Source organism: Microbacterium galbum (assembly GCF_032464915.1).
Taxonomy (GTDB): Bacteria; Actinomycetota; Actinomycetes; order Actinomycetales; family Microbacteriaceae; genus Microbacterium; species Microbacterium galbum.
In genome coordinates this window covers 23,031-43,420 of the sequence record NZ_JAWDIS010000003.1, presented here as the reverse complement: position 1 = coordinate 43,420, position 20,390 = coordinate 23,031, and the positions used below count along the sequence as shown (strand labels likewise).

The window sequence follows — 20,390 nt, the reverse complement described above, 5'->3', positions numbered from 1 at the left end:
CGGCCATCTCAGGTATGCGTGGTCGTCGCCGGAGCTGGCGCACACCGAAGACGCCGATGGCGAGGGGAACGAGGAGCAGCGCGCCGAAGACGACTACCAGGGTGGCGCTGGCCTGCCCGGCGACGGCCGCGGCGACGAGTGGGAGCAGCGTGACGAGTCCCCACACCGCGGCGAGGGCGATCGCCGCGATACCCTGCCCGCGCACGGCCTTCCGCAGGGCGCTCTCCACGGCTGCCCGCTTGACTGCGTCGTAGCGCACGACGATGTCCCGGGAAGTCATGGCCGTCGCCCTCCCCTCACCCGAGCGTCAGTTGTTGAACCGGAACTCCACCACGTCGCCGTCCTGCATGACGTAGTCCTTGCCCTCGAGGCGCGCTTTGCCCTTCGCGCGGGCCTCGGCGACCGAGCCGAGCTCGACGAGGTCGGCGAACGAGATGACCTCGGCCTTGATGAAGCCCTTCTCGAAGTCGGTGTGGATGACACCGGCCGCCTGCGGGGCCTTCGCGCCCTGCGGGATCGTCCACGCGCGGGCCTCCTTGGGGCCGGCGGTGAGGTAGGTCTGCAGGCCGAGCGTGTCGAAGCCGATACGGGCGAGCTGATCGAGGCCCGACTCGTCCTGACCGGTGGATGCCAGAAGTTCGGCGGCATCCTCGGGGTCAAGGTCGATCAGCTCGGACTCGATCTTGGCATCCAGGAAGACGGCCTTCGCGGGCGCCACCAGCGCCGACAGCTCGTCCTTGCGAGCCTGGTCGGTGAGCACCGCCTCGTCGACGTTGAAGACGAAGATGAAAGGCTTGGCGGTCAGCAGACCCAGCTCGCGGATGGGCGAGAGGTCGAGACCGGATCCCGAGAGCAGCACGCCGCGCTGCAGCGCGTCCTGCGCGGCCTTGGCCGCGTCGAGGACGGAGGGGTCGAGCTTCTTGCCCTTGACCTCCTTCTCGTAGCGCGTGATGGCCTTCTCGAGGGTCTGGAGGTCGGCGAGCTGCAGCTCGGCGTTGATCGTCTCCATGTCGCTGGCGGGGTTGACCGCACCGTCGACGTGGACCACGTCGTCGTCGGCGAACCCGCGGACGACCTGGGCGATGGCATCCGCTTCACGGATGTTCGCGAGGAACTGGTTGCCGAGGCCCTCGCCCTCGCTCGCGCCGCGCACGATGCCGGCGATGTCGACGAACGACACCGCGGCCGGCACGAGCCGCTCGCTGCCGAAGACGTCGGCCAGCTGCTGCAGGCGTGCATCGGGAAGGTTCACGACCCCGACGTTGGGCTCGATCGTGGCGAACGGGTAGTTCGCGGCGAGCACCGAGTTCTTGGTCAGGGCGTTGAAGAGGGTCGACTTTCCGACGTTGGGAAGGCCGACGATTCCGATGGTAAGAGCCACGGGAGTCCAGGTTACCCGGCCCGGGCGGCGCCCACCCGCCTCACGGCCGCCGCGCGCGGAATGCGTGGGTGACGTACGGCAGCGCGACCGTGGCCCCGTCGGCCAATCCGGGGACGGATGCCACGACCTCGTCGACCGCGGCATCGATCCGCGCGCGGGTCTCGGGGTCGGCCGTGATGACGTCGCTGCGCGAGGAGACGAGCTCGCGCAGCAGGGGAAGGGTGATAGGCCGCTCCCAGCGCCACTGCTCGTGCTCGAGCGGCGCGAAGGGCTCCGCGACCCGTGGGCCGGTGGTCGCGAGGAGCACCTCGGCGTTCGACCCACCCATCGCCGCGGTGAGACGGCGCACCCAGTCGACGGCGTCGTCGCGGATGTTCCAGATCAGACCGAGGGACCCGCCGCTGCGCAGCACCCGCCCCACCTCGCGCGATGCCGCCTCGACGTCGACCCAGTGCCACGCCTGGCCCATCACGACCGCATCGAGACCGGCGTCGGGCAGCGGCAGACGCTCCGCCGTGCCGGCGAAGGTCGGCACGCCGTGGACGGAGGAGCGCAGGGCGGCGAGCATGTCGGCATCCGGGTCGATCGCCACCACGTCGGCACCGAGCTCGACGACCGCCCGCGTGAGCTTTCCCGTGCCCGCCCCCACGTCGGCCACGCGCAGGGCGCGCCCCTCTTCGCGCACCGGATCCAGCAGCCAGGCCACGGCTTCGGCCGGGTATCCCGGGCGGCCCGACTCGTACGCGGATGCCGCCTGCCCGAACGACGTCGACTTCTCACTCCCCGTCATGGCCTCGACCCTACGCCGCCCCTCCGACACGCACTCCATGCTCCCGCGCGCCGGCCCGCCCGGGAGCCACGGCCCCCACCGCGGCCCCGGATGCCATCGGCGGGCACGTCCGCCACGACCCCTGTGCGGCGCCATCGACGCGCGGTCGCGCCACGAGGACGTATCCGCACGCCGGTGCGACGCCGACCCCGGCGCGCCTCCCTCCCGACGCGGTCCCGGCGGCGCAGGGTGGATGCGTGGCTCTGGATTTCACCGCGATCGACTTCGAGACGGCGAATTCCAGCGGTGCGTCCGCGTGCGCCGTGGGCCTCGCCCGCGTCCGCGGAGGACGAGTGGTGGCGACCGCGGCGTGGCTCATCAAGCCGCCGCCCGGACACGACCACTTCGCGCCGATCAACATCGGCATCCACGGCATACAGCCCGCCCACGTCGTGGACGCGCCGTCGTGGAGCGCCCAGCTCGCACGGCTCACGGCCTTCGCCGGCTCCGACGTGCTCGTGGCGCACAACGCCGGGTTCGACATGTCGGTGCTCCGACGGGCGTGCGCGGCGACGGGCGACGAATGCCCGCCGTACCGCTATCTCTGCAGCGTGCAGATGTCGCGCAAGACCTACACGCTCGACTCCTACCGTTTGCCGCTCGTCGCCGCCGAAGCGGGATGCTCGCCGTTCGCGCACCACGACGCGCTCGCCGACGCGGTCGCGTGCGCGGAGATCACGATCGACTGCGCCCGCCGCGCCGGGGTCGACGACGTGCAGGGTCTCGCGGCGCATCTCGGCGTGCGCATCTCGCAGATCGCCGTCGAACCGGCCGAGCGCGCCGTCGCCTGACCCCTTCCGGACGACGCCCTTCGGTCATCCGCACGCTCGCTCGCGGCCCAGGACCGCCCGCCCACTCCGCACCCGTCGCCCGAGCCCGCCCGGCCCGTCTTTCCGGCGATGTCGGAGGTGTGGGGCATGCTGACCCCATGGATGCCATCACCCTCGTCCTCGTGATCCTCGCCCTGGCGCTCGGCGTCGCCGGCGGCTGGTTCATCGCCGGTGCCCGCACGTCCGCGCGCAGCGCCGCCGAGCAGCGCGGTCTCGAGACTCGCGCAATCGCGGCCGAGACCGCGCGCGCGGGGTTGCAGCAGCAGCTCGAGCATCAGGCGGCGATGTACCGCGAGCTCGTGGGCCAGTCCCGGGCCGATCAGGCCGCACGCGAAGAACGAGAGCGTCGCGAGCAGACCGTGCTGCGCGCCCTCGACCCCGTCCGCGAGACCCTCGACGCGATGCAGCGCAAGGTCGACGGGCTGGAGCGCGACCGGGTCGAGCAGTACTCCGCGCTCGGCGAGCAACTGCGACTCTCCCGCGAGGCAGACGAGGCGCTGCGCGCCACCACTGAATCGCTCGCCTCGGCGATGCGATCGGGCACGACGCGCGGAGTGTGGGGCGAGACGCAGCTGCGACGCGTCGTCGAGGCCGCCGGGCTCACCCGCTACGTCGACTTCGACCTCCAGGCGGCGATCTCGAGCGACGCCGGCGCGGGCCGCCCCGACATGGTGGTGCGTCTTCCCGGCGGCAAAGCCCTCGCGGTGGATGCCAAGGTCCCTCTCGAGGCCTACCTGCAGGCCAGCGCCATCGCGGTGACCGCACACGGAGACGAGGGCGCGCGCCGCGCCGCCCTCCTCAGCAAGCACGCCCGAGCGGTGCGGGCGCACGTCGACGCCCTCGCGAAGAAGGCGTATTGGGCGGGCCTGACCACGAGCCCCGAGTTCGTGGTGTGCTTCCTGCCCAGCGAGTCGCTCCTGGCCTCCGCCCTCGACGAAGACCCGACGCTCCTCGAGTACGCCTTCGCGCGACGCGTCGCCCTGGCCTCCCCCGTCAACCTCTGGGCGGTGCTGAAGACGGTGGCCTTCACCTGGACGCAGCAGGACGTCTCCGACGAGGCCCGCACGCTCTTCCACCTCGGTACCGAGCTGTACGAACGCGTCGGGGTCCTCGCCGGTCACGCCAACGACCTGCGTCGCGCGATCGAGAAGACGGTCGACAGCTACAACCGGTTCGCGGGGTCGCTCGAATCGCGTGTGCTCGTCACCGCTCGCAAATTCCCCGGCATCGACGAGACGAAGCTCGCATCCGTCGCTGCTCCCCCCGCGCTCGACGCCGCACCGCGCCGCTGGACCGCGCCGGAGATGCTCGACCTCGGCACGACCACGGGCGATGACGACTCCGCCGGTGACGCGTCACCCTCCCGTGTGCCGCCCGTCGACGCGTTGCCCGCCGACACCGGCGCGTCGTCCGCGTACGCCGATCTGGGTGGCGTCCGCGCGCGAGCCGGGTTGCTCGACGAACCCGGAAATCGCTCTGAGCCCTGAGCACCCCGCTGCCGCCCCTCCACGCGAAACCGGGCCGACCCCAAGGGATCGACCCGGTGCGAGAACGCGAGACTCAGGCCCCCCCGGGAACCCAACTCAGCAGGCTGACCACGGCGGCGGAGACGGCGACGAACGCCCCGACCATCCACCACGCGCTGACTTCATGGCCCTCATCGCGACGGACGCGGAGAAGGACGTCGGGACGTCGAGCCGGGTCGACGGCGCTGGCGATGACCGCCTGCGCACCTGTCTGAGGTGCGGTCTGATTCGTCGGAGCTGTTGCCATGGACGATCCCCCTTCGGGTCTCGGAAGAACACAGCGTCGCCGTTGACACTCCTTGAGATTCTGCCAGACGACGTGCGCGCGACCGGTCACGCTTGCGCAACGACACGCCCGGCTGTAGCTGCACGTCGAAGCGGTCGGGTGCACCCGCCGCGGACAGCGCCTCGCGTCTCCCGGGCCGTCCGGCGCGTCCGCCGCGGGCAGCGCCCCGCGTCCCGGGCCGTCAGGCGCGTCCGCCGCCGACGGCGCCCGGCGTCAGAGCCACTTCGATGTCAGGTGCTCCGACGAGATCCGGCGCAGCGTGCCCGAAGCCCCACGGAGAACGACGCTCTCGGTGTAGATGAAGTCGCCGTCGCGCCGCACGCCCTGCACGAGCTGACCGTCGGTCACACCCGTGGCGACGAAGATCGTGTTCTTGCCCTTCACCAGGTCGTCGGCCTCGTAGACCGTGCCGTCGATCTTCAGGCCGGCATCCTGGCCCTTCTGCTTCTCGTCGTCGGTGCGGGGCGCGAGCACGCCCTGGATGTGACCGCCCAGGGCCTTGATCGCGCACGCGGTGACGATGCCCTCGGGGCTGCCGCCGATGCCGACGCACATGTCGGTGCGGGCGTTGTGCCGGGCGGCGTTGATCCCCCCGGCCACGTCACCGTCGCTCATGAGGCGGGTTCCGGCGCCGGCGTCGCGGATGTCCGCGATGAGCTGCTCGTGACGGGGGCGGTTGAGCACCGACACCACGATCTCGTCGACGGGCTTGCCGAGCGCCTTGGCCAGCAGACGGATGTTCTCGCCGATGGGCAGGCGGATGTCGACCACGCCGACACCGGCGGGGCCCGTGACGAGCTTGTCCATGTAGAAGACGCTCGACGCATCGAGCATCGTCCCCTGGTCGGACACCGCGATCACCGAGAGCGCGTTCTGCCGCCCGGCAGCGGTCAGCGACGTGCCGTCGATGGGGTCGACCGCGACGTCGCACCGGGGTCCGCGGCCGCTCCCGACGCGCTCCCCGTTGTAGAGCATCGGGGCGTTGTCCTTCTCGCCCTCTCCGATGACGATCGTGCCGTCGAAGTTCACGGTGCTGAAGAACGCGCGCATCGCGTCGACCGCCGCACCGTCGGCCGCCTCCTTGTCGCCCCGCCCGATGAAGGGAACGGCCCGGATGGATGCCGCCTCCGTCGCCCTCACCAACTCCAGAGCCAGGTTGCGGTCGGGGTGCAGAGGACTCATGTCGGCAGTCAGGCTCACCATGGGCCCACTGTATCCAGCAGAGTCGACACATTCGGCGGTTTTCCACCGCCCAGACCCGAAGGAATCGACGTTCTTAACGAATCGACAGAACTGCCCGGTTCCTGTCGCACCGACACCGTCACGATCCGGCGCCTTCGCTAGGCTGACGGTGTCCCGACAACACCAAGGAGCACCTCCATGCCCGTCGCTTCCCCTGAGCAGTACGCCGACATGCTGGACCGCGCGAAGGCCGGCGGCTTCGCGTACCCCGCGATCAACGTCTCGAGCTCGCAGACCATCAACTCGGTGCTCCAGGGCCTGACCGAGGCCGGCTCCGACGGCATCCTCCAGGTCACCACCGGTGGTGCCGACTACTTCGCCGGTCACACCGTCAAGGCCCGCGCCACCGGTGCCCTCGCCTTCGCGAAGTACGTGACCGAGGTCGCGAAGAACTACCCCATCACCGTCGCGCTCCACACCGACCACTGCCCCAAGGACGCCCTCCCCGGCTTCGTCCTCCCCCTGCTCGAGGCCTCCGAAGAAGAGGTCAAGGCCGGACGCAACCCGATCTTCCAGTCGCACATGTGGGACGGCTCGGCCGTTCCTCTCGACGAGAACATCGACATCGCCGCGGAGCTCCTCCCCCGACTGAAGAACATCAACGCCATCCTCGAGATCGAGGTCGGCGTGGTCGGCGGCGAAGAAGACGGCGTGCAGCACGAGGGCTCGAACGAGGCTCTCTACACGACGGTCGCCGACGTGACCAAGGCCGTCGAGCGCCTCGGCCTCGGCGAGAACGGCCGCTACATCTCGGCCCTCACCTTCGGCAACGTCCACGGCGTGTACAAGCCCGGTGGCGTCAAGCTCCGCCCCGAGCTGCTGGGCGAGATCCAGGAGGGCATCGCTGCGAAGTTCGGCACCGGCCCCAAGCCCCTCGACCTCGTCTTCCACGGCGGCAGCGGATCGACCGACGAGGAGATCGCCCTCGCGGTCGCCAACGGCGTCATCAAGATGAACATCGACACCGACACCCAGTACGCCTTCACGCGCTCGATCGCGGGCTACATGTTCTCCAACTACGAGGGCGTGCTGAAGCTCGACGGCGAAGTCGGCAACAAGAAGCAGTACGACCCCCGCGCGTGGGGCAAGGTCGCCGAGTCGGCCATGGCCGTCCGCGTGGTCGAGGCCACGAAGCAGCTCGGCTCGTACGGCCAGTCCCAGAGCTGACCCCTCGTCACCCCGCGAACGCCCCGGCTCCGGTCGGGGCGTTCGTCGTTTCCGGATGCCGCGCCCCCGGCGCTCCACCCCGCCCCTCCCGCCACCCACGGCGAGACGGCATCCCACCGACATCTCGGCGCCGGCCTGCACCCGAGACGTCAGCACCGCGCAGCCTCGCGCGCCGCAGCGGGACTGAGCCCGCAGGAGCGTCCCGGAGCGCGGGCCCCACGACGGCGGGCGCGCTCGGACGGGCCACTCAGCTGCGGTACACCTCGAGCACCGTCGGCGCCCCCTCGGGCGACGACACGACCTCGATCGCATCCCCCGCCCGCACCTCGCCCGCCCGGCGCACCCGCAGGTACGCTCCCAGCCTGCCCTCGTCCGAGAAGCGCTTGACCCACCCGCGCGCCGCCGCGCCGCCGACCCAGCGCGCGAAGGTCGCGCAGGGCGTGCGGGGCATCGTCACCTCCACCTCGACGGTGTCGCCGATGCGCCACACCTCCCCGATGCGGGCCCCGTTGACATCGAGGCCCTCCACGCGCAGGTTCTCGCCGAACCATCCCGCGTGCAGGTCGCGCCCGAGTGCGTCCTCCCAGAACGCTGCATCCTCCGCCGCATAGGCGTAGACCGCCTTGTCACGACCGCCGTGGTGCTTGCGACTCGCCTGCACGTCGGCGCGCACCCCGAGCGTGCCGACGCGAACGGGGCCATCGAGTGCGCGCTTGTCGATCGCGGTAACGCCGACGGAGCCGGCATCCGGATGCAATTCGTGAACGGCGCAGACGGCGACGAGACGGGGCATGGGTCGATGCTAGAGCGTCGGCACCGTGGGCCCGCACTCGGTCAGGGCGTCGAGAACTCCCGCCGCATGACGACCGTGTCGCCGTCGAGGGTACGGATCTCGACCGACCCGATGTCGGCGGCCGCCAGATCGGTGCCGGCGCTCAACTCGGTCGTCGATCCCGGACCGGCGCGCCAGGTCGACAACACACTCGTCGCTCCGGTGTCGTCGGTGATGGCGAGCGCGTACGGCCAGCCCCCGGGAGGAGCGTCGAGCACCTGGCCGGTGTACTGGCACACGAGGTCGATGCGCGTGCCCCACGGGGCAGAGGTCAGCTTGACCGACGCCTCCAGGGGCGCGCCCGCCACGCCGTCCAACGCGTACACCGTTCCCGACGACGACACGGCGCTGTTCACCGCGACGACGCCGGGCACGGCGATCGCGACGAGCGCGATCGATGCCGCGAGCACCCACCCGGTCGCGCGGCGTCGACGCCGGCGTCTCGCCGTGTCCAGCACGCGGGTGCGCAGGGTCGGGTCCGGGGCGGCCAGGGGCACGTGGCCCGTGCTGGGGCTGATCGCGCGGGCGCGCTCGGCCGACAGGCGGGACAGCAGTCCCGCGGTCGGCGCGAACTCGGCGACCGCGGCGCGGCAGTCCGCGCACACGGCGAGGTGGGCCTCGAACTCCGCACGATCCGGAGCCGACAGCGCTCCGAGTACATAGGCGCCGTCCCAGCTCGACAGACGCTCGTGGTCGACGTTCACCGGGTCACCCCTCTCTCCTGCAGGGCGAGCCGCAGCGCTCGCACCGCGTAGTGCAGTCGCGACTTGACGGTCCCGGAGGGGATGCCGAGCTCCTCCGCCGTCTGAGCGACGCTGCGTCCGCCGTAGTACGCGCTGACGATCACCGCCCGGTGGTCGGGCGTGAGCGTCGCGAGCGCTTCCTCGACGAGGAGCGCGTCGAACATGGCATCCGTGTCGTCGTCCCGCGCCGTCTCGGGCAGCTCGTCGACGGGCTGCTCGTGCCGCCTCCGGGCGCTGCGCGCCTCGTCGATCACGAGGTTGCGGGCGACCGTGTACATCCACGACCGCAGCGATGCCGGGTCGTCGCTCATCACCCGCGGCGTCCGCCACGCCCGCAGCAGCGTCTCCTGCACGATGTCGTCGGCTCCGGCGTGGTCGCCGGTCAAGCTCACGACGTAGCGCCAGACGGGGGTGGCGTGCGCGTCGTACAGCGCCGTCAGCTGCGCGTGTTCGTCTCTCGCCACGGCATCCCCTCTCCCTCGCTCACAGGGGACACGGGATGCCGGGCCTCGCGGTTCAGTTCGGAACGCTGTCGAGGATCGCCGACATGAAGGTCGCGTCGCCGACGAGGGCCATCGTCACGCAGATGCCGGCGATGAGCGCCGTCGCGACGAACCCGACGAGGGGGATCCAGAACGCGACCCGGCCGCGTCGCAGACGCCGCCAGGTGAACACGGCCGTCAGCAGCCAGCCGACGCCGTACACGAGGGCGGCGGCGGCACCCCAGACGTACCCGGCCGAGAGGTTCGTGAACGTCGCCGTCACACCCAGCATCTGGGCGCCGCGCTCGGCGTACTCGGGGAAGTTCAGCAGCTGCACGATGGTCGTGACCACCGAGAACAGGCCGTAGAAGAGCAGCCCGAAGGTGACGATGCGGTCCACGCGCGCCCCGCGCGTGGCGGGCGCGACGAAGCCCGCAGGCGCGTCCGCGACGGGGGCGGCCTGCGGCTGCGGCTGCGGCTGCGGCGCGACACCGGCGTCGAGCGCCTCCGTCACCTCGGGCCGCTGGATGCGGGCGCGCTGCTCCTCGGCCGTGGCGTATTCGCCGTACTGCGGGCGGGGACGCTCGACACCGCCACCCTCGTCCGACGAGCGGGAGTCGTCGCTCACGCGCGACCCCGGCCGCCGAGGGCCCGGCTGTCGCGCTTGCCGGCGGCATCCTGGCGCAGCTCCTTGGGGAGCGAGAAGATCAGGTCCTCCTCGGCGGTGCGCACCTCTTCGACGTCACGGTATCCGGCACCGGCGAGCTCCTCGAGCACCTCGGTCACGAGCACCTCGGGCACCGAGGCGCCACTGGTGACGCCGACGGTCTGAACGCCCTCGAGCCACTCCTGCTTGACCTCGTCGACGTAGTCGACGCGGTAGGCGGCCTTGGCGCCGTGCTCGAGGGCGACCTCGACGAGACGCACGCTGTTGGAGGAGTTCGCCGACCCCACCACGATCACGAGATCCGCGCCGACGGCGACCTTCTTGATCGCGACCTGGCGGTTCTGGGTGGCGTAGCAGATGTCGTCGGAGGGCGGGTCCTGCAGTTCGGGGAAGCGCTCGCGCAGGCGCCGGACGGTCTCCATCGTCTCGTCGACCGAGAGCGTGGTCTGCGACAGCCACACGACCTTCGACGGGTCGCGCACCTCGATGGTGTCGGCGTGGTCGGGCGAGTTGACGACGGTGACGTGCTCGGGAGCCTCGCCGGCCGTGCCCTCGACCTCCTCGTGTCCCTCGTGACCGATCAGGAGGATCTCGAAGTCGTCGCGCGCGAACCGCACGGCCTCGCGGTGCACCTTCGTGACGAGGGGGCAGGTCGCATCGATCGCCTGCAGACCCCGATCGGATGCCGCCGAGACCACCGCCGGCGAGACGCCGTGCGCGCTGAAGACGACATGCGCCCCGGAGGGGACCTCGTCGACCTCCTCGACGAAAATCGCCCCCTTCTTCTCGAGCTCGGTGACGACGTGGATGTTGTGCACGATCTGCTTGCGCACGTACACCGGCGCCCCGTAGCGCTCGAGCGCCTTCTCGACGGCGATCACGGCGCGGTCGACACCCGCGCAATACCCGCGGGGCGCGGCCAGCAGCACCTTCTTCTGTCCGTTGACGGGGATATCCTGGAGCCGCCCGCGTCGACCCGGGATACGGGGAACGGGCAGGTGGACGGCAGGTGAGCTCACCCCTCGATTCTACCGGGGCGCCCCTGGACACCGGCCGAACCTCCCCCCACCGCTACGCGCACGGATACGATGACCCCTTCCCCGCCCCGCCCCTCCCGCCGACGTCGGCATGTATTCGAGCGGACCTCATGACCTCCTTCCAGCCCGAGACCATCCCCGGCCAGGCCCCACCGGCCGACAGCGTGCACCCCCGCGATTCGCGGACCGACGCGCCCACCTCCGTCTCGCGCCTGAACGACACCATCCGCGGCTTCATCGAGCGGTGGGGCTCCGTGTGGGTCGAGGGCGAGATCACCTCGTTCAACCGCCGCGGCGGCAACGTCTTCGGGCGGTTGAAAGACCTGGGCACCGAGTCGACGGTGTCGTTCCGGATCTGGTCGAGCACGCTCGCACGCCTGCCGAAAGACCTGCAGGTCGGCGATCACGTCGTGGCGTGCGTCAAGGCCGATTATTTCCCCCGCACCGGCGACTTCTCGTTCGCGATCTCGGCGATGCGCCACGTGGGCCTGGGCGAGCAGCTCGAGCGTCTCGAGAGGCTGCGGGTGCAGCTGCGATCCGAGGGGCTTTTCGACCCCGCGCGCAAGAAGCGCCTGCCCTTCCTCCCCCAGTGCATCGGACTCATCACCGGCGAGAATTCGGACGCCGAGAAAGACGTGCATCGCAACGCCGAACTGCGCTGGCCGCGCGTGCACTTCCGCACGAAGCACGCGGCGGTGCAGGGCGATCGCTGCGTGCCCGAGACCATCGCGGCGCTGAAGGCCCTGGATGCCGACCCCGAGGTCGACGTGATCGTGATCGCGCGCGGGGGCGGCGATCCCCAGACCCTGCTCGGCTTCAGCGACGAGCGTCTGCTGCGCGCGGTGGCCGCGGCATCCACGCCGATCGTCAGCGCCATCGGCCACGAGAACGACCGCCCGCTGCTCGACGAGGTCGCCGACGTGCGCGCCTCGACGCCGACCGACGCGGCCAAGCGCGTGGTCCCCGACGTGAGCGAGCAGCGCGCGCTGGTGGCCCAGCTGCGCGCGCGGCTGACCGGGCGCCTGACGCAGCGCGTTGTCCACGACATCGCCCAACTGGAGCAGATCCGCTCGCGTCCTGCTCTGCGCACCCCGCACGCCATGCTCACCTCCCGCGCTCAGGAGCTGTGGATGCTGTCGAACCGCGGCCGCGACATCGTCGATCGCCGCCTCGAGAGCGAACGGCGGCGCACGCGCGAGCTGAGCGCGGGGCTGCGCGCCCTCTCGCCCGTGGCCACCCTCGCCCGGGGGTACGCCATCGCACAGCTGCCCGACGGGGCGGTGCTGCGCGACGCGGCCGATGCCCCCGCGGGGACCGCGCTGCGACTGACGCTCGAACAGGGCACGGTCGCGACGACCTCGGAGGGCGTCGTCCCGGATGCCGTTCCCCACGGTTCCTCCCCCGCCGCCGCTCCGTTCGACGACGAGGCACCCGACGCCGGCTCCGCCGGCGGGGCCGCCTAGAATGGATGCCATGACCGCGACGACCCCCGGCCCCGCTGCCGACGTCGCCTCCCTGTCGTTCGAGCAGGCCCGCGACGAGCTGGTGCGCGTGGTCGCCGAGCTCGAGCAGGGAGCCCCCACGCTCGAGGAGTCCCTGGCTCTCTGGGAGCGCGGCGAGAAGCTCTATGCGCGCTGCGAAGAGTGGCTGCTGGGGGCCAAGCGCCGCCTCGACGCCGCACGCGGCGAAGGGGACGACGACTGATGGCCCGCGTCGTCGCCCATCTCGGCCGCCCCGAGACCCCGCAGGAGACCGCCGACCGCAAGGCGGAGTCCTCGCGTCGGTACCGCTCGAGCAAGACCTTCCGCAACCTCATCGCCGCCCTGCTGGTGACGGTCGCCGTCGTGTTCGTGGTGGTCGCGGGCGTCCCGCGCGGTGAGCCGACGCCGCCCCCCGCCCCTGACGTGCCCGCCCTCGCGGCCGGCATCGAGGCGGACCTCGGGCGCCCCGTGCTCTCCCCGTCGCTCGGCGACGGGTGGCGGGTCAACCAGGCCACGATCGAAGGCGTCGGCGGCACCGAAGCGTGGACGATGGTCTACGTCCGCTCCGGCGAATCCGGGTTCCTCCGCGTCGCACAGGGGTTCGACGCCGACGAGAACTGGGTCGGGCAGGTGCTCGACGGCACACGCAGTGCCGAGACGGTCGACATCGACGGCATCACCTGGAACGTCTACCGCCCCGCCAACCCTTCCGGGACGGGCAACATCGACTACGCCCTGGCCACCCCGGCCGGCCCCGACTACGTCCTCGTGTACGGCGATGCCGCACCCGAGACCGCGGCCCTGGCGGCCGCATCCGTGACGTCGCAGATCGAGCAGTTGAGAGAGGTCCCGTGAGCGAGCGCATGACCCCCCGTCAGGTGTGGCAGCAGATGGTGGAGGGCAACCGACGCTTCGTCGCCGGCGAACCCGCCCACCCCCGTCAGGACGTCGAGCGTCGCGCCGAGCTCGCCAGCTCGCAGCACCCGACCGCAGCGCTGTTCGGGTGCTCCGACTCTCGTCTCGCCGCCGAGATCATCTTCGACGAGGGGCTCGGCGACCTCTTCGTCGTGCGCAACGCCGGGCAGGTCATCTCGGACTCCGTCATCGGCAGCCTCGAATACGCCGTGGGTGTGCTCGAGGTCCCGCTCATCGTGGTGCTCGCACACGACGCCTGCGGCGCCGTCGGCGCGGCCATCGACAGCACGGGCGTCGACGCCCCGACCCTCCCCGCCTACATCTGGCGGCAGATCGCCCCGATCGTGCCGGCCGTGCGCCGTGTCCAGCGCGAGAACGCCGTCGACGGGCACCTGCCCGACCACGTCGACCCCGAGCTGGTGGGCCGTGAGCACCTGCGCCACACCGTGGCCGACCTGCTGCGCGCCTCGGAGCTGATCAGCGAAGCCGTGGCCGAGGGACGCACAGCCGTCGTGGGCGCGAACTACCGTCTCGACGAGGGGGAAGCCTTCCCCGTCGTCATCGTGGGCGACGTCGACGACGCGCGCATCTGAGAACCGCGCACCCGAGACGCGCCCGACCCCCGCGCACCTGAGAAACCGAACGACTGACCTGGAGGAACGACGACGTGACCGACACCGAGTACCGCATCGAACACGACACCATGGGTGAGGTGCGGGTACCCAAGGACGCCCTGTACGCCGCGCAGACCCAGCGCGCGGTCGAGAACTTCCCGATCTCGGGGAAGGGTCTCGAGTCGACCCAGATCGCCGCTCTGGCGCGCATCAAGAAGGCCGCGGCGCTCGCCAACAAAGACCTCGGCACGCTCGACGGCGCCATCGCCGACGCGATCGCGCAGGCCGCCGACGAGGTCATCACGGGCCGCCACGACGCGCATTTCCCCGTCGACACGTACCAGACCGGTAGCGGCACGTCGTCGAACATGAACATGAACGAGGTGCTGGCGACGCTGGCCACGGGCATCCTGGGGTCGACCGTCCACCCCAACGATCACGTCAACGCCTCGCAGTCGTCGAACGACGTCTTCCCGACCTCGGTCCACATCGCCGTGACCCAGGCGCTCATCACCGACCTCATCCCGGCACTCGAGCACCTCTCGGTCGCCCTCGAGGCCAAGGCCGACGCCTGGAAGGGCATCGTGAAGTCGGGCCGCACCCACCTGATGGATGCCACTCCCGTCACCCTCGGTCAGGAGTTCGGCGGCTACGCGCGGCAGATGCGTCTGGGCATCGAGCGCGTGCAGGCGGTGCTCCCCCGCGTGGGCGAGGTGCCCCTCGGCGGCACCGCCGTCGGCACCGGGATCAACACCCCCCTCGGCTTCCCGCAGAAGGTCATCGAGCTGCTCGCGGAAGAGACCGAGCTGCCCATCACCGAGGCGAAGGACCACTTCGAGGCGCAGGCCAACCGCGACGGACTCGTCGAGGCCTCCGGCGCCCTCCGCACGATCGCGGTGTCGCTGACGAAGATCAACAACGACATCCGCTGGATGGGTTCGGGCCCGAACACCGGTCTCGGCGAGCTCCACATCCCCGACCTGCAGCCCGGCTCCTCGATCATGCCCGGCAAGGTGAACCCCGTCGTGCCCGAGGCCACCCTCATGGTGTGCGCCCGCGTCATCGGAAACGACGCCACCGTCGCCTGGGCCGGCGCGTCCGGTTCGTTCGAGCTCAACGTGGCCATCCCCGTCATGGGCACCGCGCTGCTGGAATCGATCCGCCTCCTCTCGAACGCGATGCGCGTCCTCGCCGACAAGACCATCGACGGCCTCGAAGCCAACGTCGGCCGCGCCGAGGCGTTCGCCGGGATGTCGCCGTCGATCGTGACGCCGCTGAACAAGGTCATCGGGTACGAAGCGGCCGCGAAGATCGCCAAGCACTCCGTGGCGAAGGGCATCACCGTCCGCGAGGCCGTCATCGACCTCGGCTACGTGGAGCGCGGCGAGATCACCGAAGAGGTGCTCGACGCGAAGCTCGACCTGCTGTCGATGACCCACCCGGGCTGAATCGACACGCACCACCTCCGACGCCGAGGCGCGCCATAATCGAAGGATGAGCCCCGCGACGAGACCTGTCTCGACGCGGGTGCGACTCCTCGGGGCGCTCCTCGGCGTCGTGCTTCTCGGCATGATCGTCGCGGGCGGGGTCACCTTCCTCGTCCAGCGCGACCGGGTGCTCGCCAATGCGCAGCGTCAGCTCGACGGCTTCGTCGCCACGGTCGCCACCAGCGACGAGACCGCGGCCGACCTCGTCGACGCGGTGATCCCCGGCCGCACCGACGGCACTCTCGCCGTCGACGACGCGCGCGTGCTCGCCGCGACTCCGTCGCCCCCCGGTCTCGCCGTCGGGGATGACCAGGGGCTCGTCGATGCGCTCGATCGCGCGATCACCGACGGGCGCCTCACCGGCCGCCTCGACAGCACCCGAGGACCGGTCATGTACGCCGCTGCGGCGGCATCCGGCGGCTATGTCGTGCAGGTCATCTCGATCGACCAGCGCATGGAGCTGGTGGCGTTGTCCTCCGTCACCTATGCATCCACGGCCCTCGCCGTGCTCGTCGTGGTGGGCGCGGTCGGGTGGTTCGTCACCGGACGGCTCTTCTCCCCCCTGAGGCGTTTGCGCGACACAGCGGACTCGATCACGATCGACGACCTCGGCACGCGCTTGCGCGCGCACGGTAACGACGAGATCTCCGATCTGACCACGTCGGTCAACTCCATGCTCGACCGCCTCGCGATGTCTGTCGAGGCGCAGCGTCAGTTGCTCGACGACGTGCGCCACGAGCTGAAGACGCCGATCACCATCGTCCGCGGCCACCTCGAGATGATGGACCCGGCCGATCCGCACGACGTCGAGGAGACGCGTCAGCTCGGAATCGCCGAGCTCGACCGCCTCACGCGTCTGGTCGACGACATCGACACGCTCGCCGACGTCGAGGCCAATGCGTTGTCGTCCGAGGTGATCGACGTCGCCGCCCTGACCGACCGCGTCGCGGAGCTCGCCGGCGCTCTCCCGGGTCACCCTTGGAGCGTGGCGCAGCGCGCACGCGTGCGTATCGCGGGCGACGCCGACCGCCTGGTCCAGGCGTGGCTGCAGCTCGCCGACAACGCCGCGAAGTACACCCCCGAGGCGACACCGATCGAGATCGGCAGCACCGCTGACGACACCGCCGCGCACCTGTGGATCCGCGACCACGGTCCCGGCATCCCCCCGGCCGCGAGGCATCGGGTGTTCCGGCGGTTCGACCGCCTGTCGACGCGGCGCGGCGTCGACGGCTCGGGGCTCGGGCTCTCGATCGTGGATGCCATCGCCAAGGCGCACGGCGGTCACTGCTCCATCGGCGACACGCCGGGAGGCGGCGCCACCTTCACGCTGCATATCCCGCTCACGGGAGCGCAGTCCCCCGCCGCGCTGCCGACGCCCGTGCGCGCCGGCGACGTCGTCATGCAGAGAGAGGCCACCGGATGACCCGCATCCTCATCGCCGAGGACGAAGACCGCATCTCCGCGTTCGTGGCGAAAGGCCTCGAGTCGGCCGGTTACCAGACGCTCATCGTCGATGACGGCGTCGACGCGCTCGACACGGCCCTCTCCGGCGAGGTCGACCTCGTGCTCCTCGACGTCGGGCTGCCCTCTCTCGACGGCTTCGAGGTGCTGCGGAGCCTGCGCGGTCAAGGCTCCACCCTGCCGGTCATCATGCTCACGGCTCGGACGAGTACGCGCGACACCGTCGACGGTCTGGACGCGGGAGCGAACGACTACGTCGCGAAGCCGTTCAAGTTCGACGAGCTCCTGGCTCGCGTGCGGTCCCGGCTGCGCGAGCCCGTCACCCTCGGCACGATCACGGTGGCGCACGGCGACGTGTCGCTCGACGTCCTCGCCCGCCGCGCGACGGTGGGCAGCCGCGAGGTCGATCTCAGCGCCCGCGAGTTCGCCCTCGCGGAGGAGTTCATCCGTCACGCGGGCCAAGTGCTCTCGCGCGAGCAGCTGCTGAGCCGGGTCTGGGGCCTGGATTTCGACCCGACGTCGAACGTCGTCGACGTGTACGTCCGCTACCTGCGAGCCAAAGTGGGGCCCGCCCACATCGTCACCGTGCGCGGAGCCGGCTACCGCTGGGAGTGAGCCCGAACCCCCGAAAACCCCCGGCGGGGGGATCGACCGGGGGTTTTCGAGAGAGATCGCGTCGGTGGTCTTCCGACTCACCCGAAGAGCGGTGACCTGCGCGAGCACGGACCTCGTGTTTTCTTAGGGGGAACCGCCGGGGCGGTGGCGAGGTCTCCCTCGCCGATGTGACCACTCTGTCTGGCGTTCGTGAGAAGCCGGAGAGCCGCAGATGAGAACCCTCTCATCTGCAGCGCTTCGCGGCACGCTCCGGCAACCCGGCTCGCGCACGAAGGAGGGCCGGGATGCCGCGGCATCCCGGCCCTCCTTCTCGATTCACGACAGTTCGCCGGCCTCCAGCAGTTCCGTCACCAGTGCGGCGATGGCCGAGCGCTCCGAGCGCGTGAGCGTGACGTGCCCGAACAGCCCGTGACCCTTGAGCGTCTCGATCACCGAGGCGACGCCGTCGTGACGCCCCACGCGCAGGTTGTCGCGCTGCCCGACGTCGTGGGTGAGCACCACGCGGGAGTTCTGTCCGATGCGGCTGAGCACCGTGAGCAGCACGTTGCGCTCGAGCGACTGCGCCTCGTCGACAATCACGAACGCGTCGTGCAGCGAACGACCGCGGATGTGCGTCAGCGGCAGCACCTCGAGGAGCCCCCGCGCCAGCACCTCCTCGAGGACGTTGCCCGAGACCACCGAACCCAGCGTGTCGAACACCGCCTGACCCCACGGGCCCATCTTCTCGGCCTGGTCGCCCGGGAGGTAGCCCAGCTCCTGCCCGCCGACCGCGAAGAGCGGGCGGAACACGATGATCTTCTTCTGCTGCTGGCGCTCGAGCACGGCTTCGAGCGCCGCGCACAGGGCGAGGGCCGACTTCCCGGTGCCGGCCCGGCCGCCGAGAGAGACGATGCCGACCTCGGGATCGAGCAGCAGGTCGAGGGCGATCCGCTGCTCCGCCGAGCGCCCGTGCAGCCCGAAGGCGTCGCGGTCGCCGCGCACGAGGCGGTACTGCCCCTTGCCCGTCACGCGGCCCAGGGCCGATCCCCGCTCCGAGTGGATGATGAGCCCGGTGTTCACCGGCAGCCCCACCACCGCGTCGCTGACGGCGACCTCGCTCTCGTACAGGTCGGTGATCTCGTCGCCCGAGACGTCGATCGAGGCGATCCCGGTCCAGCCCGAGTCCATCGCCTGCTCGGCGAGGTACTCCTCCGTCGCGAGACCCAGGGATGCCGCCTTCACGCGCATCGGCAGGTCTTTCGACACCACGGTGACCTCGACGCCGTCCTTGGCGATGTTCATGGCCACCGCGAGGATGCGGCTGTCGTTGCCGCCGGTGCGCATTCCGGACGGCAGGACGGACGGGTCGGTGTTGTTCAGCTCGACGCGGAGCGTGCCCTCGTCGCCGACCGGCACCGGGAAATCGAGGCGGCCGTGCTCGATGCGCAGTTCGTCGAGGTGGCGCAGGGCCTGGCGGGCGAAGTAGCCGATCTCGGGGTCGTGACGTTTGCCCTCGAGCTCCATGATCACCACGACGGGGATCACCACGGAGTTCTCCGCGAAGCGGAAGAACGCCCGCGGGTCGCTCAGCAGGACGGAGGTGTCCAGGACGTACGTGCGCAGGGCCTGATCGGCTCCGGCTTCGGACTCGGTGCTCTCGACGACGTGACGCTGGTCGTACGGTGCTCGTGCAGTCACAACCCACTCCCGACCCGGGTGATGCACCCGGTTGTCACGAGTCGACCTGTGGGTCACGAGTCGCGATCCGAAGGTCGACTCGACCGGACTCCGTGTCCGATGTGATCACCGTACGACCCCGCGACACCCACGAGGGTCGTTAACACGCCGCGAATATGACGAGTTCGTGAACAGCGTGTTCGCGGCGTTCGCCGGTCGAAGATAGTTCACCGGATGCCGAGAACCCGGCGTCGTGCGTCGGCCCGGTCTACTGTCCGAAGCGGCGGTCGCGCGCCGCGAAGTCGCGGATCGCCCGAAGGAAGTCGACCTCGCGCAGGTCGGGGCCGAGCGCCTCGACGAAGTAGAACTCCGAGTGGGCGGACTGCCAGAGCAGGAAGTCGCTCAGGCGCTGCTCCCCCGAGGTGCGGATCACGAGATCGGGGTCGGCCTGACCACCGGTGTACAGGTGCTCGCCGATCTGCTCCGGAGTGAGGCTGTCGGCGAGCTCTTCGAGCGACCCGCCCGACTCGTCGTGCTTGACGATGATCGAGCGGACGGCATCCACGATCTCGCTGCGCCCTCCGTAGCCGACCGCGAGATTCACGTGCAGGCCCTGGTGACCGCGGGTGCGCTCGGTGGCCTCGTGCAGCACTTCGGCCAGTTCCGGCGGCAGGCCCTCCGCCCGCCCGACGTGCTGGACGCGCCAGTCGGGCTCGCGCGAGAGCTCGCCGGCGAGCTCGGCGATGATCTCGAGCAGGTCCTGCAGCTCTTTGCTGTCGCGCTTGACGAGGTTGTCGTTCGACAGCAGGTAGAGCGAGACCACCTCGATGCCGAGATCGTCGCACCATCGCAGGAACTCGTGCATCTTGGCCGCTCCGGCGCGATGTCCGTGCGCGGCGCTGTCGTAGCCGAGTTGTCGGGCCCAGCGCCGGTTGCCGTCGATCATCATGGCGACGTGGTGCGGCACGGTGGCCGGCATGCGACGACGCAGGCGCGAGATGTAGAGACGGTAGAGCGGTCCCCGCCCCTCGTTCTTCCACACGCGCGCCACCCGCCTACGCTACCGCGTCGGGCGCTTCCGACCGCATCGGATCGGGTGGTGCTTCCTGGGGGAAAGGTGAGCGCTGCCCCCATGTTCC

General features: G+C 70.7%; 21 protein-coding genes. 10 read left to right on the top strand and 11 right to left on the bottom strand.

Annotation, left to right across the window (positions count from 1 at the left end):
- Positions 1–307: 307 nt before the first annotated feature.
- Both ychF and RWH45_RS12960 read right to left on the bottom strand, forming a co-directional pair.
- The gene (gene ychF, locus RWH45_RS12965; protein ID WP_315995315.1) at positions 308–1,381 is read right to left on the bottom strand and encodes a redox-regulated ATPase YchF; all 1,074 of its coding nucleotides are present in this window, start codon (positions 1,379–1,381) and stop codon (positions 308–310) included.
- Between the two features lie 40 nt (positions 1,382–1,421).
- Positions 1,422–2,171 carry a class I SAM-dependent methyltransferase gene (locus RWH45_RS12960; protein WP_315995314.1) on the bottom strand — a complete coding sequence of 250 codons (750 nt, stop codon included), beginning with the start codon at positions 2,169–2,171 and terminating at the stop codon, positions 1,422–1,424.
- A 236-nt stretch (positions 2,172–2,407) separates the two neighbouring features.
- Here RWH45_RS12960 and RWH45_RS12955 point away from each other — a divergent pair, with 236 nt between their 5' ends.
- Positions 2,408–3,001: a 3'-5' exonuclease gene (locus RWH45_RS12955; RefSeq protein WP_315995313.1), complete on the top strand. Its 594-nt coding sequence runs from the start codon at positions 2,408–2,410 to the stop codon at positions 2,999–3,001.
- Positions 3,002–3,138: 137 nt separating this feature from the next.
- Entirely contained in the window at positions 3,139–4,527 is a 1,389-nt protein-coding gene (locus RWH45_RS12950) for a DNA recombination protein RmuC (RefSeq protein ID WP_315995312.1), read from the top strand.
- Positions 4,528–4,600: 73 nt separating this feature from the next.
- On the opposite strand, the gene RWH45_RS12945 is transcribed toward RWH45_RS12950, so the two are convergent.
- Complete coding sequence (locus tag RWH45_RS12945; RefSeq protein ID WP_083708993.1) at positions 4,601–4,813, bottom strand: UDP-N-acetylmuramyl pentapeptide phosphotransferase; 213 nt, start codon at positions 4,811–4,813, stop codon at positions 4,601–4,603.
- A gap of 252 nt (positions 4,814–5,065) precedes the next feature.
- Positions 5,066–6,055, bottom strand: coding sequence for a class II fructose-bisphosphatase (gene glpX / locus RWH45_RS12940; protein ID WP_315995311.1), 990 nt, complete (start codon positions 6,053–6,055; stop codon positions 5,066–5,068).
- A 177-nt stretch (positions 6,056–6,232) separates the two neighbouring features.
- On the opposite strand from glpX, the gene fbaA reads away from it, so the two are divergent.
- On the top strand, positions 6,233–7,261 hold the full coding sequence (fbaA, locus tag RWH45_RS12935) for a class II fructose-bisphosphate aldolase (protein WP_315995310.1): 1,029 nt from the start codon (positions 6,233–6,235) through the stop codon (positions 7,259–7,261).
- A gap of 247 nt (positions 7,262–7,508) precedes the next feature.
- Here fbaA and RWH45_RS12930 read toward each other — a convergent pair whose 3' ends face one another.
- The 5 genes from RWH45_RS12930 to RWH45_RS12910 are packed head-to-tail and all read right to left on the bottom strand — an operon-like array spanning position 7,509 to position 11,004.
- The gene (locus tag RWH45_RS12930) at positions 7,509–8,054 is read right to left on the bottom strand and encodes an MOSC domain-containing protein (protein ID WP_315995309.1); all 546 of its coding nucleotides are present in this window, start codon (positions 8,052–8,054) and stop codon (positions 7,509–7,511) included.
- Between the two features lie 41 nt (positions 8,055–8,095).
- Complete coding sequence (locus RWH45_RS12925) at positions 8,096–8,797, bottom strand: zf-HC2 domain-containing protein (RefSeq protein WP_315995308.1); 702 nt, start codon at positions 8,795–8,797, stop codon at positions 8,096–8,098.
- Positions 8,794–9,300 carry a sigma-70 family RNA polymerase sigma factor gene (locus tag RWH45_RS12920; RefSeq protein WP_315995307.1) on the bottom strand — a complete coding sequence of 169 codons (507 nt, stop codon included), beginning with the start codon at positions 9,298–9,300 and terminating at the stop codon, positions 8,794–8,796. The genes RWH45_RS12925 and RWH45_RS12920 overlap by 4 nt, the downstream gene beginning before the upstream one ends.
- 52 nt (positions 9,301–9,352) lie before the next feature.
- Entirely contained in the window at positions 9,353–9,946 is a 594-nt protein-coding gene (locus RWH45_RS12915) for a DUF6264 family protein (protein WP_315995306.1), read from the bottom strand.
- Complete coding sequence (locus RWH45_RS12910; RefSeq protein ID WP_315995305.1) at positions 9,943–11,004, bottom strand: 4-hydroxy-3-methylbut-2-enyl diphosphate reductase; 1,062 nt, start codon at positions 11,002–11,004, stop codon at positions 9,943–9,945. Before RWH45_RS12910 ends, RWH45_RS12915 begins: the two co-directional genes overlap by 4 nt.
- A gap of 128 nt (positions 11,005–11,132) precedes the next feature.
- Here RWH45_RS12910 and xseA point away from each other — a divergent pair, with 128 nt between their 5' ends.
- From xseA to RWH45_RS12875, 7 genes are all read left to right on the top strand, one after another.
- The gene (gene xseA, locus RWH45_RS12905; RefSeq protein WP_315995304.1) at positions 11,133–12,485 is read left to right on the top strand and encodes an exodeoxyribonuclease VII large subunit; all 1,353 of its coding nucleotides are present in this window, start codon (positions 11,133–11,135) and stop codon (positions 12,483–12,485) included.
- A gap of 10 nt (positions 12,486–12,495) precedes the next feature.
- Entirely contained in the window at positions 12,496–12,726 is a 231-nt protein-coding gene (locus RWH45_RS12900) for an exodeoxyribonuclease VII small subunit (protein WP_295780378.1), read from the top strand.
- A complete protein-coding gene (locus tag RWH45_RS12895; RefSeq protein WP_315995303.1) occupies positions 12,726–13,358 on the top strand; it encodes a DUF4245 family protein in 633 nt (210 codons plus the stop codon). The genes RWH45_RS12900 and RWH45_RS12895 overlap by 1 nt, the downstream gene beginning before the upstream one ends.
- A complete protein-coding gene (locus RWH45_RS12890; protein WP_437127346.1) occupies positions 13,355–14,011 on the top strand; it encodes a carbonic anhydrase in 657 nt (218 codons plus the stop codon). Before RWH45_RS12895 ends, RWH45_RS12890 begins: the two co-directional genes overlap by 4 nt.
- 74 nt (positions 14,012–14,085) lie before the next feature.
- Entirely contained in the window at positions 14,086–15,480 is a 1,395-nt protein-coding gene (locus RWH45_RS12885; protein WP_315995302.1) for a class II fumarate hydratase, read from the top strand.
- A 46-nt stretch (positions 15,481–15,526) separates the two neighbouring features.
- Complete coding sequence (locus RWH45_RS12880) at positions 15,527–16,942, top strand: sensor histidine kinase (protein ID WP_315995301.1); 1,416 nt, start codon at positions 15,527–15,529, stop codon at positions 16,940–16,942.
- Positions 16,939–17,595 (top strand): response regulator transcription factor, encoded by a 657-nt coding sequence (locus tag RWH45_RS12875; RefSeq protein WP_315995300.1) that lies wholly within the window; start codon positions 16,939–16,941, stop codon positions 17,593–17,595. The genes RWH45_RS12880 and RWH45_RS12875 overlap by 4 nt, the downstream gene beginning before the upstream one ends.
- Before the next feature lie 315 nt (positions 17,596–17,910).
- Here the strand turns inward: RWH45_RS12875 and phoH2 are convergent, their stop codons facing one another.
- Both phoH2 and RWH45_RS12865 read right to left on the bottom strand, forming a co-directional pair.
- Positions 17,911–19,272, bottom strand: coding sequence for an RNA 5'-3' helicase PhoH2 (phoH2, locus tag RWH45_RS12870; RefSeq protein WP_315995299.1), 1,362 nt, complete (start codon positions 19,270–19,272; stop codon positions 17,911–17,913).
- Positions 19,273–19,519: 247 nt separating this feature from the next.
- Complete coding sequence (locus tag RWH45_RS12865; protein WP_437127353.1) at positions 19,520–20,293, bottom strand: isoprenyl transferase; 774 nt, start codon at positions 20,291–20,293, stop codon at positions 19,520–19,522.
- Positions 20,294–20,390 lie beyond the last annotated feature (97 nt).